Source organism: Paenisporosarcina sp., from assembly GCF_057785155.1.
This window is the reverse complement of record NZ_JBYNRN010000046.1, coordinates 38,417-50,660: the sequence shown is the minus strand read 5'-3', so window position 1 is coordinate 50,660 and position 12,244 is coordinate 38,417. Positions and strand designations below refer to the sequence as shown.

11 protein-coding genes are annotated in these 12,244 nt (G+C 38.2%); all 11 read right to left on the bottom strand.

Going from position 1 to position 12,244, the window contains the following annotated elements; genetic code table 11:
- Positions 1–264: 30S ribosomal protein S15 (gene rpsO / locus AC3EA5_RS16230; protein WP_488609267.1), on the bottom strand; the 264-nt coding region annotated here is incomplete at its 3' end.
- Between the two features lie 134 nt (positions 265–398).
- On the bottom strand, positions 399–1,349 hold the full coding sequence (ribF, locus tag AC3EA5_RS16225; RefSeq protein ID WP_488609266.1) for a riboflavin biosynthesis protein RibF: 951 nt from the start codon (positions 1,347–1,349) through the stop codon (positions 399–401).
- On the bottom strand, positions 1,346–2,275 hold the full coding sequence (truB, locus tag AC3EA5_RS16220; RefSeq protein ID WP_488609265.1) for a tRNA pseudouridine(55) synthase TruB: 930 nt from the start codon (positions 2,273–2,275) through the stop codon (positions 1,346–1,348). Before truB ends, ribF begins: the two co-directional genes overlap by 4 nt.
- Before the next feature lie 82 nt (positions 2,276–2,357).
- Positions 2,358–2,726: a 30S ribosome-binding factor RbfA gene (gene rbfA, locus AC3EA5_RS16215; RefSeq protein WP_394187418.1), complete on the bottom strand. Its 369-nt coding sequence runs from the start codon at positions 2,724–2,726 to the stop codon at positions 2,358–2,360.
- A 22-nt stretch (positions 2,727–2,748) separates the two neighbouring features.
- On the bottom strand, positions 2,749–3,027 hold the full coding sequence (locus AC3EA5_RS16210; RefSeq protein ID WP_394187417.1) for a DUF503 domain-containing protein: 279 nt from the start codon (positions 3,025–3,027) through the stop codon (positions 2,749–2,751).
- Positions 3,024–5,447, bottom strand: a complete 2,424-nt coding sequence (infB, locus tag AC3EA5_RS16205) for a translation initiation factor IF-2 (protein ID WP_488609264.1) — start codon at positions 5,445–5,447, stop codon at positions 3,024–3,026. Before infB ends, AC3EA5_RS16210 begins: the two co-directional genes overlap by 4 nt.
- A gap of 4 nt (positions 5,448–5,451) precedes the next feature.
- Entirely contained in the window at positions 5,452–5,772 is a 321-nt protein-coding gene (locus tag AC3EA5_RS16200) for a YlxQ family RNA-binding protein (RefSeq protein ID WP_394187415.1), read from the bottom strand.
- Positions 5,769–6,047 (bottom strand): RNase P modulator RnpM, encoded by a 279-nt coding sequence (gene rnpM / locus AC3EA5_RS16195; RefSeq protein WP_488609263.1) that lies wholly within the window; start codon positions 6,045–6,047, stop codon positions 5,769–5,771. The genes AC3EA5_RS16200 and rnpM overlap by 4 nt, the downstream gene beginning before the upstream one ends.
- 19 nt (positions 6,048–6,066) lie before the next feature.
- On the bottom strand, positions 6,067–7,206 hold the full coding sequence (nusA, locus tag AC3EA5_RS16190) for a transcription termination factor NusA (protein WP_488609262.1): 1,140 nt from the start codon (positions 7,204–7,206) through the stop codon (positions 6,067–6,069).
- Between the two features lie 28 nt (positions 7,207–7,234).
- Positions 7,235–7,711, bottom strand: coding sequence for a ribosome maturation factor RimP (gene rimP, locus AC3EA5_RS16185; RefSeq protein ID WP_488609261.1), 477 nt, complete (start codon positions 7,709–7,711; stop codon positions 7,235–7,237).
- 133 nt (positions 7,712–7,844) lie between these two features.
- Positions 7,845–12,170, bottom strand: coding sequence for a PolC-type DNA polymerase III (locus AC3EA5_RS16180; protein ID WP_488609260.1), 4,326 nt, complete (start codon positions 12,168–12,170; stop codon positions 7,845–7,847).
- Positions 12,171–12,244: the final 74 nt, after the last annotated feature.

Genomic DNA, 12,244 nt, shown 5'->3' with positions numbered 1-12,244 from the left:
ACGTAAACCAAGTTTAGCGATCAAGTCACGGTAACGTGATACTTCGTTTTCACGTAAGTATTTTAACAAGTTACGACGACGACCTACCATTTTGAATAGACCACGACGTGAGTGATGATCTTTCTTGTGTGTACGTAAATGTTCATTCAAGCTGTTAATCTCTTCTGTTAAGACCGCGATTTGAATGTCTGCAGAACCAGTGTCGCTTTCGTGAGTACGGTACTCAGCGATTAATTCGTTTTTACGTTCTTGTGTAATTGCCATCCGGTTCACCTCCAATACTCTATTAATATCCCCAATTACTGAGCAAGCGGTGGTGAATCGCACTGCCAAGCAACAGTTAAGTACACGACTGTGCACCTTAAAATAGTAGCATATTCAGAAAGGATAAGCAACCATTACCTTAAGTTTTTCAAAGTCTCAATGGAAGACTGTTTATCTTTTTCAATTTGTTCTTTTAATGCATGAATACCATCGAATTTTTGCTCATCTCGTATTCGCTTAAACCAATCGACGAACACTTCTTCCCCATAAATGTTTTTATCGAAATCGAAAAGATGAACCTCAATCGTTAACTTCTTGTGTTCTGGATTATTAAAAGTAGGTTTAAAACCAACGTTACAAACTCCCTCAATCCATTCATTTTGCACAAGCATTTTAACCGCGTATACGCCGTTCGCCGGAATGAAAGAGCCTTCTTGTGCTTGAATATTGGCCGTAGGGAATCCGATTTGTCTTCCTCTCTTATCACCATGGACAACAACACCAGGAATTTGATATGGCCTGCCAAGCAATGCTCGAGCTTTGTCCATATTTCCTGATTTCAATTCTTGACGAATTCTTGTAGAACTAATTTTTTCTGTTTCATCTGTCTTTTTCTGAACAATGGTGACTTCATAGCGACCTTCAGACAATTCCTGCATTGTATCCATTGAACCTTGTCCAAATGACCCAAATGAGAAATCGAAGCCAGCAGTTACATGTTTAACATTTAAATCTACAATGAACTTTTCGATGAATTCTTGAGGGCTTAATTTCGCAAAGTCTGAAGTAAACCTTACTACAAAAACAATATCGACTTCCATAGACTCAAGTAAACGCAATTTTTGTTCCATTGGAGTGATATAGAAAACCTGCTCATTGCGTTTTCCTAAAACGATTGATGGGTGAGGATCAAATGTCATAACCGCTAATTTAATCCCTTTTTCTTTTGCTACATCTTTCGCTTTTGAGATTACGGATTGATGACCTAAATGAATTCCATCAAAAAAACCAATCGCTAACGAAAGATCTCCATCGGTATTTATATTTGCAATATGATGTGGATAGGATAAATGAATGGTTTTCACAATAAATTCTCCTCAACTTCCCAAGAAAACATTTTTTCTGGTTTCATCTTTCCCTCTTTGGTTGGATGATTAATATAAACAGCTACCGCTTGTCCTTCATAAGTAAAAACTAAGCGATCATGTTCTTTTAATAGTTCAACTTGATCTAACACTTGACCATTTTTAATGGACTTCACAAATTCTTTAGGCACTTCAAATGACACCATGTTTTCTAAAGCATAATCTAACGGCAGAAGAAAATCTCCAAGTGTGCCATCATCCACCTTGTCTTGAACCATTTGCAGAGTTATACATTGCTCTTCTTTAAATGACCCTGAAGCGGTGCGAACTAATTTAGACATATGAGCAGGATAACCCAATTTCTCTCCAATTTGAACGGCTAATGTGCGAATATAAGTACCCTTGCTGCATGACACACGAATTGGAAATGAAATCTGCTCACCCATAAATGATGATTCATCGCTAAGTAATTCCAACTCATAAATGGTTACTTCTCTAGATGGCCGTTCAATAACAAGTCCTTGTCTTGCGTACTCATATAACTTTTTCCCATTTACTTTAACCGCAGAATACATGGGTGGTGTTTGAGTAATTACACCTGTCAAAGAAGTTAAGACCTGTTGTAATTGTTGTTTTGAAATGGTCTTGATCTCTAAGTTGGAATCTACCGTTTCACCGTCTGCATCTTCAGTCGTGGTGGACAATCCTATTGTTACTTCAGCAATGTATTCCTTGCCAGCGTTCGTTAAATATTCAGCTACTTTAGTGGATTCACCTAAGCAAATAGGTAAGACACCTTCAACATTAGGGTCGAGGGTTCCTGTATGACCGATTCGTTTCATCTTTAGAATTTTACGCAGTTTAAAGACACAGTCATGTGAAGTCATTCCTTTTTCTTTCCATAGGGGAAGAATGCCATTGTGCATTCGTTCCATCTCCTTTAGCTAATTAAATTTTATGTATGGAATTGAGAAAAAGCCTGCTTATAAAAAGCAGACTTCTTCTCTGTTATTCGATATCTTCAGTTTTTTCGTTGTCTTCAGTCTTGATTTGCTTAAGCAATGTATCGATTTTACTACCGTATTCTGCAGAAACATCAAATGCAAACATGAGTTCCGGCGTCTTACGTAATCGAATACGTTGACCGATTTCAGTACGAATAAACCCTTTAGCTTGTTCTAGACCTTTTAATGTGTCTGAACGCTTTCTGTTATTCCCTAAAACAGTGATATAAACGGTTGCTTGTTGTAAATCGCCTGTTACTTCTACATCGGTAACGGTAACAAACCCAATGCGAGGGTCTTTTAATTTACGAGCAATAATCTCGCCTAATTCTTTTTTCATTTGTTCTGCTACTCGAGTTGAGCGATTCGCCATATTGGCTTCACCTCTGTTCTATCTATAAATGTTCACGGATCGTTTCCGTTCTTTCCCACTCTGGATTTGATTCTAAAAAGTTGATGGCGTGAGTGAGTTCACGATCGCTTGCATCACTAGAAGAAGCAACACAAACAATCGCTATTTTCGTTCTTTGCCAAACATCTTGATGATCTATTTCAGAAATAGAAACATTAAACTTTTGCTTCGTTCGAGTCAGCATTCGCTGTAAAACAGCTCGCTTCTCTTTTAACGAATGAGACGTAGGAATGATGAACTCACATTCCGCGTATGAAATCATTTGCGTTTAATCTCTTCCATAACGAACGATTCAATGATGTCGCCTTCTTTAACATCATGATAGTTTTTCACAGTAATACCACATTCATACCCTTTAGCTACTTCTTTTGCATCATCTTTAAAACGTTTAAGTGAATCTAAAACGCCTTCAAAGACAACGATGCTATCACGAATAACGCGGATTCCGCTATCGCGAGCAATTTTACCCTCGATCACATAACTTCCTGCAATTGTACCGATTTTCGATACTTTGAATGTTTCTCGAACTTCAGCTTGACCAATAATTTTCTCTTGAAACTCAGGATCTAATAGACCAGTCATAGCTGCTTCGATTTCTTCAATTACTTTATAAATAACACGATGTAAACGAATATCTACACCTTCAGCTTCTGCAGCACGTTTTGCATTAATATCAGGTCGAACGTTAAACCCAATAACGATAGCATTTGAAGCAGCAGCAAGTGAAATATCAGATTCAGTTATTGCACCAGCACCAGTGTGGATAATTCGAACATTAACCCCTTCAACTTCTAGCTTCATCAATGACGCAGCCATTGCTTCAACGGAACCTTGCACATCCGCTTTCACAATAAGGTTAAGCTCTTTCATTTCGCCTTGTTTCATTTGATCAAACAAGTTATCTAATGTTACACGTGTTTTCTCTGAACGTTGTTCTTGAACCATAGTTGTTGCACGAGATTCACCAACTTGACGAGCTGTTTTTTCATCTTCAAAGACAACAAAACGATCGCCAGCTTGTGGAACTTCACTTAATCCAGTAATTTCAACTGGCATACTTGGACCCGCTTCTTTGACACGACGACCCAAATCGTTCACCATTGCACGAACTCGACCAAATGTATGACCAACAACAATTGGATCTCCAACTTTTAATGTTCCGTCTTGAACTAGTAGCGTTGCTACTGATCCACGACCTTTATCTAATTGAGCTTCAATTACTGTACCAATAGCACGACGTTTAGGGTCAGCTTTTAATTCAGCAACTTCAGAAACTAATAAAATCATTTCTAACAGATTATCAATACCTTCACCTGTTAAAGCTGAAATTGGAGCAAAAATCGTTTCTCCACCCCAAGCTTCAGATACTAACCCATGTTCTGTTAACTCTTGCATTACACGGTCAGGGTTTGCTGCAGGTTTATCCATTTTATTAACAGCTACGATAATTGGAACTTCAGCTGCTTTAGCATGGTTAATTGCTTCAATTGTTTGAGGCATTACACCATCATCTGCTGCAACTACTAAAATTGTGATATCCGTAACCTTCGCACCACGAGCACGCATTGTTGTGAACGCCGCATGTCCTGGAGTATCTAAGAAAGTGATTTTCTTACCGCTCTCAACAACTTGGTATGCCCCAATATGTTGAGTAATACCGCCAGCTTCGCCCGCAGTAACTTTTGTTTTTCGGATTGAATCAAGTAAAGTTGTTTTACCATGGTCAACGTGACCCATGATCGTTACAACTGGTGGACGTTCTTTTTGTACGCCAGCTACTTCTGTTTCATCTTCAAAATAAACTTCTAAATCAGTAATATCTACTCTGATTTCTTCTTCTACTTCAACACCGTAGTCTGCACAAATTAGTTCAATTGCATCTTTATCCAGTTCTTGGTTGATTGTAGCCATTACTCCAAGTAAGAATAATTTTTTAATGATTTCTGAAGGTTCACGGCCTAACTTTTTCGCAAGTTCTGCAACTGATAACGATTCATAAAAAGTGATTTTTTCTGGTAATTCTTTTTCTTTTCTTGGTACTGGTGGAGCTACCGGTTGGCGATTTTGCTTGCCTTTACGACCAGCGCGATTTCCTGTACCAGGACGATGATTACCACCGCCACCTTGACGACCTCTATATGCACCAGCTGGAGCTTTGTTTTGACCGAAAACTTTTTGCTCTTTCGCTTGTGTCCCTTGTTCTTGTTTACGACTATCTGTTGAATTAGTCGTTTGAGATTTTTGTTTATCACGAGCAGTTCCTTGAGTAGCTACACCTCTAGCTTGACCATTAGATGGCTTCGCTGGAGTAGTACTTTGAGGACGAGCATTTTGTCCTTGTGGACGATTTCCTTGAGGGCGAGTGTTTTGCCCTTGTGGTCGATCTCCTTGAGGACGTGTGTTTTGTCCTTGTGGACGATTTCCTTGAGGACGAGTATTTTGTCCTTGTGGACGATCTCCTTGAGGACGAGTGTTTTGTCCTTGTGGTCGATCAGTCGATGTCGTTTGTTTTGATGCTGTTGAAGATTTTTTATAAACTGAATCTAATTTAGATACAGCATCGCCTTCTAATGTCGACATATGATTCGTCACTTGAACATTTAATTTACCTAATTCTTCGATAACTTCTTTGCTGGTCTTATTAATCTGTTTCGCATATTCATGAACTCTTAATTTGCTCATTAGGTCACCCCCGGTTTATTTCGTTGAGAAGGCCGGACAGTTTTTTCGCGAAACCGGCATCTGTAATGGCGAGTACCACTCGGGCCTCTTTTCCTGTAGCATGTCCGAGATCATATCGATCACCGAATTCATGCAACTCAACGTTGTAAGACGTACATTTATCCTTTAACTTTTTGCTCGTATTAGCAGAAGCGTCCGTAGAAATAATAACTAGTTTTGCTCTATTGCCACGAACATCTTTTACCACTAATTCTTCACCAGTAGTAATTTTACGTGCTCGAGTAGCTAATCCTAATAGTTGTAAAATTGCTTGTTCCGGATTCATAAAGTGCCTTCTTTTGAAACAATGGTCATTAATTCTTCGTATATTGTTTCAGGTACAGCTACTTCTAATTGACTTTCCAAAACTTTGCGTTTTTTAGCAACTTCAACAGCTTTCACTGATTTTGAAACATATGCACCGCGTCCAGACTTTTTACCAGTTATATCAACTGCCACTTCGCCTTCTTTCGAACGAACAATACGAATCATTTCTTTTTTAGGAAACATTTCGTTTGTAGCTACACATTTACGCAGTGGAATTTTCTTTTGATTCGACATCAGAATTCACCCTCTTCGCTTATTCTTCGTCGTCTTTATATAAGTCAATTGAATCATTGTCTTCATACTCATCTTCTTCGTACTCATCATCATATTGAGCATTAGCAGGTGGATATAATCCTAATTCACGTGCATCCGTTTCGCTCTTAATGTCAATTTTCCAACCAGTTAACTTAGCAGCTAGACGAGCATTTTGACCTCTTTTACCAATTGCTAAAGACAATTGATAGTCGGGAACAACAACAGTCGTTGATTTTTCTTCTTCATTTACTTGAACATCAAGTACCTTAGAAGGACTTAAAGCATTTGCAACAAAGATTACAGGATCATCAGACCACTCAACAATATCAATCTTCTCACCATTTAATTCATTAACAATCGTTTGAACACGAGAGCCTTTTGAACCAACACATGATCCTACTGGATCTACTTCTTCGTTATGAGCAACAACTGAAATTTTAGAACGGTCTCCTGCTTCACGAGCGATTGACTTAATCTCAACAATTCCATCAAAGATTTCAGGAACTTCCATCTCAAATAGTCTACGAAGTAAACCTGGATGTGTTCTCGAAACGAATACTTGAGGTCCACGAGTTGTACGTTCAACTTTTGTGATGAACACTTTAATACGATCGTGTGGATGATACACTTCATTTTGAATTTGCTCATTTACTGGTAAAACAGCTTCAACTTTCCCAAGACCTACATAAATATTACGAGCATCTAATCGTTCAACAATTCCGTTTACGATATCCTCTTCGCGATCTACATATTCTTCATAAATAAGTCCACGTTCAGCTTCACGTACACGTTGTGTAACTACTTGCTTTGCAGTCTGAGCAGCAATTCGACCAAAGTTACGTGGTGTTACTTCTTCTTCCACGATGTCACCAAGTTCAAATGCTGGGTTAACAACTTTTGCATCTTCTAATGATATATGAAGGCGCTCATCTAATACTTCTTCCATAACGTCTTTGCGAGAGTAAACACGCATTGAACCATTATCTAAATTTAAATCTACACGTACGTTTTGTGCTTGATTGAAATTGCGTTTATAAGCCGTTACTAAAGCCGCTTCAATCGCTTCAACCAAAACATCACGAGAAATGCCTTTTTGTTTTTCTAATGCGACTAACGCATCTAGCAATTCACTACTCATTTTCTTCACTCCTAAATTCACATTATGCTTAGAAATTAATTGCTAATCGCGCAAATGCAATTTTCTCTTTTGTCAATTTAACTTTAATTTTTCTAGTCTTTACACGCACTTCAATTTCAAGTTCTTCTGGAGTATTTGAAAGTAAAGTTCCTTCAAATTCTTTTTCATTCAACTCTTTAACTGCTGCGTATGTCTTTACATGGATATATTTCCCGACTGCTTTTTCATAATCACTTTCTTTTTTAAGCGGTCGTTCTGCACCAGGTGAAGAAACTTCTAAGAAATAATTTTGTTCAATCGGATCTTTTTCATCTAAAACACCACTCACACGTTCACTAACTAGTGCACATTGTTCGATATCGATTCCACCTTGAGGTGTATCTACATAAATACGTAAAAACCAATCTCGGCCTTCTTTTACAAATTCCAAATCAATTAATTCAAGGTTTAATTCTTCAACAATGGGCTTCACAAGCGTTTCTACTTCGTTTAATATTTTGCTCATACATGCCTCCTGCTAGATATTGTTTACGACATAACAAACAGAAAAGAGCGGGAAATCCCACTCTTTTGTCGCGTACCTATCAACAAATGTTACTCAAATTATACCATAACCATGCACTGTGTGCAAATCAGGCTCAGAATAGAGACAACTGATTTGCATCAGGCATACCTTCCAAACAACCAAGTGTATCCATGTACTCAATCAATGTTTTGGAGACACGACCACGTTGTTGTAAATCCTCTTTAGAAAGAAACTCTCCATTTTTCCGTGCTTCCACAATCGCTTTAGCTACGTTTGTCCCTAGACCTGGTATCGCATTAAATGGTGGGATTAACCCTTTCCCATCAATGATAAATTCAGAAGCACTTGAACGGTACAAATCCACTTTCTTAAAGTGGTACCCACGTTCACACATTTCAAGAGCAATCTCTAGGACTGTCATTAAGCTTTTCTCTTTCGGTGCAGCATCCAAGCCTTTCGCATTTATTTCATCTAACTTCGCTTTAATTGAAGCAGAACCCTTCGTCATCACATGCAAGTCAAAGTCTGCTGCGCGAACAGTGAAATAAGCTGTGTAATAAAGAATTGGGAAATGAACTTTAAAGTAAGCAATACGAACGGCCATCAATACATATGCAGCCGCATGGGCTTTAGGGAACATGTATTTGATTTTTTTACAAGAATCAATATACCACTCCGGTACGCCATTTGAACGCATATCACTTTCGAATTCAGGTGTAAGTCCTTTACCTTTACGCACTGATTCCATAATTTTAAATGCCAACGACGGTTCTAATCCTTGATAGATTAAATAAACCATAATATCATCACGACATCCAATAACATCAGATAATTGACATGTACCGTTTTGAATCAACTCTTGTGCATTCCCTAGCCAAACGTCTGTACCATGGGATAATCCTGAAATCTGCACAAGTTCTGAAAAAGTAGAAGGCTTTGTTTCTTCAAGCATTTGACGCACAAACCGCGTTCCAAACTCAGGAATACCAAGTGTTCCTGTCTTACACCCTATTTGTTCTTCTGTAACACCTAAAGACGATGTACCACTGAAAATCTTCATTACTTCGGGATCATCCGTCGGAATGGTTTTAGGATCTATTCCTGATAAATCCTGTAGCATACGAATAGCAGTAGGATCATCGTGTCCTAGAATATCAAGTTTCAACAAATTATCATGTATAGAATGGAAGTCAAAATGAGTTGTTTTCCATTCGGAATCTTGAGCGTCTGCTGGGAACTGAATTGGTGAAAAGTCAAAGATGTCCATATAATCAGGCACAACGATTATGCCCCCTGGATGTTGTCCGGTTGACCGTTTAACTCCAGTACACCCTAAAACCAATCGATCAATTTCAGCCCCACGAATTGTTAAGTTATGATCATTTGCATATCCTCTAACGTATCCATAAGCTGTTTTTTCTGCAACTGTACCAATTGTTCCCGCCCGATACACATTATCTTCTCCAAAGAGAACTTTTGTGTAATTATGTGCAACAGACTGGTATTCCCCACTAAAGTTAAGGTCAATATCTGGCACCTTATCCCCCTTGAAACCTAGGAAAGTTTCGAACGGGATATCTTGTCCATCTTTGCGGTATGGAATTTCACAGACAGGACAGTCTTTATTCGGCAAGTCAAAACCAGAGCTTACGGAACCATCATCGAAAAACTCTGCCTGTTTGCACGTTGGACAAACATAATGTGGAGGAAGCGGATTTACTTCCGTAATTTCCATCAATGTTGCGACCAATGATGAACCTACAGAACCACGTGACCCTACCAAGTATCCGTCATCCAGTGATTTTTTCACAAGCTTATGTGAAATTAAATAAATAACCGCAAATCCATGTCCAATTATCGACGTGAGTTCTTTTTCAATTCGAGCTTCAACAATTTCAGGTAAGTTTTCACCATAAATTTGTTTTGCCATTGAATAGCTAAGTTCACGAACTTCTTCATCTGAACCTTCAATTTTCGGTGTATACAAATCATCTTTGATCGGTTTGATGTCTTCAATCATATTTGCAATTTTATTTGAGTTCTCTACAACTAATTGCTTAGCTGTTTCTTCACCCAAGAAAGCAAATGAGTCTAACATTTCATTCGTTGTTCTAAAGTGAACTTTCGGTAATTTAGCTCGATTTAATGGGTTTGCTCCACCTTGACCACCAATTAATATCTGTCTAAATATCGCATCATTTTCATGAACATAATGTACATTCCCTGTCGCTACGACTGGAATTGAAAGTTTCTTACCAAGCTTCACCATCTTACGAATGATATCTTCAAGATTCCATTCATCTCTCACAAGCTCTAATTCAATTAAATGAGAATAAGCTTCTTTTGGAAAAATCTCTAAATAATCATAGAATTTTGCAATATCTTCAACTTCTTCAGGAGATTTTTGCATTAACCCTTCAAAAACTTCTCCTTTGTCACATCCCGAACCAATAATTAATCCTTTACGATGCTTTACTAGAACGGACTTTGGAATACGAGGAACTCGGAAAAACGAATTCATATGTGAAGTTGACACCAATTTAAATAAATTTTTCAATCCAACTTCATCAGTTGCCAATAAGGTACAATGCGAGGGTCTCGCCCTTTTATATGACTCGCCATTTCCTGTTTGGTGATTAAATTCATCGTGGTAGTGGATTCCTTTTTCTTCTGCTTCTTTTAACAAGATAAGCAGTAAATACCCGGTGGCCTCAGTATCATAAATCGCTCTATGATGTTGCGTTAAATCGATATTGAATTTCTTTGCCAATGAATTTAATCGGTGATTTTTCAGTTCAGGATGTAAAAATCTAGCTAATTCTAATGTATCTATGACAGGGTGGATGGTATCTTGCAAGCCACATTTTTTATACCCAACGTATAAAAAGCCCATATCAAAAGAAGCGTTATGTGCGACTAAAATGCTATCGCCAATCCAATCATGGAAATCTTTAATGACCGTTTCAATTTCTGGTGCATCAGTAACCATATCATCAGTTATGCCAGTTAAATTAATTGTGGTTGCAGACAGTGGGTGATGTGGATTCGCAAAACTTTCAAACTTGTCGATTACATTGCCGTCTTTAATCTTAACTGCTGCTAATTCAATAATAGAATCATAGACGGCTGAAAGACCCGTTGTTTCAACATCAAAGACCACGTAAGTAGCATCTGATAATTTTCTGTGCTCTTCTTCGTATGCGATGGGAACCCCATCATTTACTAAGTAAGCTTCTAACCCATAAATAATTTTAATGCCATGTTTTTTACCCGCTGCGTAAGCATCTGGGAATGATTGCACCACTGCATGATCAGTAATGGCAACTGCTGGGTGCCCCCATTTCGCTGCTTGGCCAACAAGTGCATCAACAGATGATACAGCATCCATTTGACTCATTGGAGTATGCAAATGAAGTTCTACTCGTTTTTCATCCGCTGGCGCTGTATCTTTACGGGCGTCTACTCGGATCTCCATCATATCTTGAGCCATCACAATTAAATCACGAACGAAAGTATCGTTTTGTACAGACCCTCGAACTTTCAACCAAGTCCCTTTTTTCAACAATGTCATTAATTCCGCATCTTCTTTATCACGGGAAAACATTTTAACTAAAATCGAGTCTGTATAATCGGTCATTTTAACGGTTAATAACGAACGACCACTTCGTAACTCTTTCACTTCAACATCGAACACAAATCCTTCTATCGTAATCCTGCGTTCTTCATCTTGAATTTGTTTAATTTCCATTATTGGTTCATCCGGCTTAATATTTACACCTAATTGGAATGGACCATTATTGGAAGGACCAGAAGTTGAGCGGTCTTTATCACGTTTTTGCATATCCGCAAGCGCTTTTTTACCCAGTTCTTCTTCCTCGATTCTACGTTGTTCCAAAAATGCTTGCTGCGCTTCCGCTTGTTCCGCAGCTTCTTCCACCATTTTAAAATCTACAGGCATCAATGGAAATCCATACGATGTATATACAGCTGAAATTTTTTCAGCATATTTCGATTTTAATGTACGATGTTCTATTTCTAATGCACAGGTGAATAAAACAGTTTGTCCATTAAAAGCTGGTTGTTGACCAATTAAACGGTTTCTAAGAGGTGGAGACATATCATCTATTTCCTCTAGAATAACGGGCCAATAAGAGCAAATTAAATCATGGCTTACTTCTTTATTTTCACAAGCAAGTATTAATTTCACATCTGCTATCCCTGCAAATTTTTCACGTAGTCTCGTTTGAAGAAGCAAGAATAATTCAAAAGGTAGTACCTGTTCAACTTGAATCATAAATTTCCAAACTCGCTCTTTTTTATGTACCGTCATTCTCGATAATGAGGCTGATTCAAAAAATGGCATGTATTGATCGTCTGTTAATTGCAATTGCAGTAGTAAATGTTGTAAACGTCTTTTGGCTTCAAGTATTTCAGTCACCAATGGACCTCCTCTCGTTACTGAATAAGAAAGGAAGACCTGAGAACTCGGTCTTCCTACTTCTTTGCCATGTG

What these genes read in the sequence shown, in the direction of transcription:
- rbfA (WP_394187418.1), bottom strand. Translation starts at nt 2,726, where the DNA reads ATGGCGAATCGCTCAACTCGAGTAGCAGAACAAATGAAAAAAGAATTA.
- truB (WP_488609265.1), bottom strand. Translation starts at nt 2,275, where the DNA reads ATGCACAATGGCATTCTTCCCCTATGGAAAGAAAAAGGAATGACTTCA.
- rimP (WP_488609261.1), bottom strand. Translation starts at nt 7,711, where the DNA reads ATGAGCAAAATATTAAACGAAGTAGAAACGCTTGTGAAGCCCATTGTT.
- AC3EA5_RS16200 (WP_394187415.1), bottom strand. Translation starts at nt 5,772, where the DNA reads ATGAATCCGGAACAAGCAATTTTACAACTATTAGGATTAGCTACTCGA.
- AC3EA5_RS16210 (WP_394187417.1), bottom strand. Translation starts at nt 3,027, where the DNA reads ATGATTTCATACGCGGAATGTGAGTTCATCATTCCTACGTCTCATTCG.
- nusA (WP_488609262.1), bottom strand. Translation starts at nt 7,206, where the DNA reads ATGAGTAGTGAATTGCTAGATGCGTTAGTCGCATTAGAAAAACAAAAA.
- rnpM (WP_488609263.1), bottom strand. Translation starts at nt 6,047, where the DNA reads ATGTCGAATCAAAAGAAAATTCCACTGCGTAAATGTGTAGCTACAAAC.
- infB (WP_488609264.1), bottom strand. Translation starts at nt 5,447, where the DNA reads ATGAGCAAATTAAGAGTTCATGAATATGCGAAACAGATTAATAAGACC.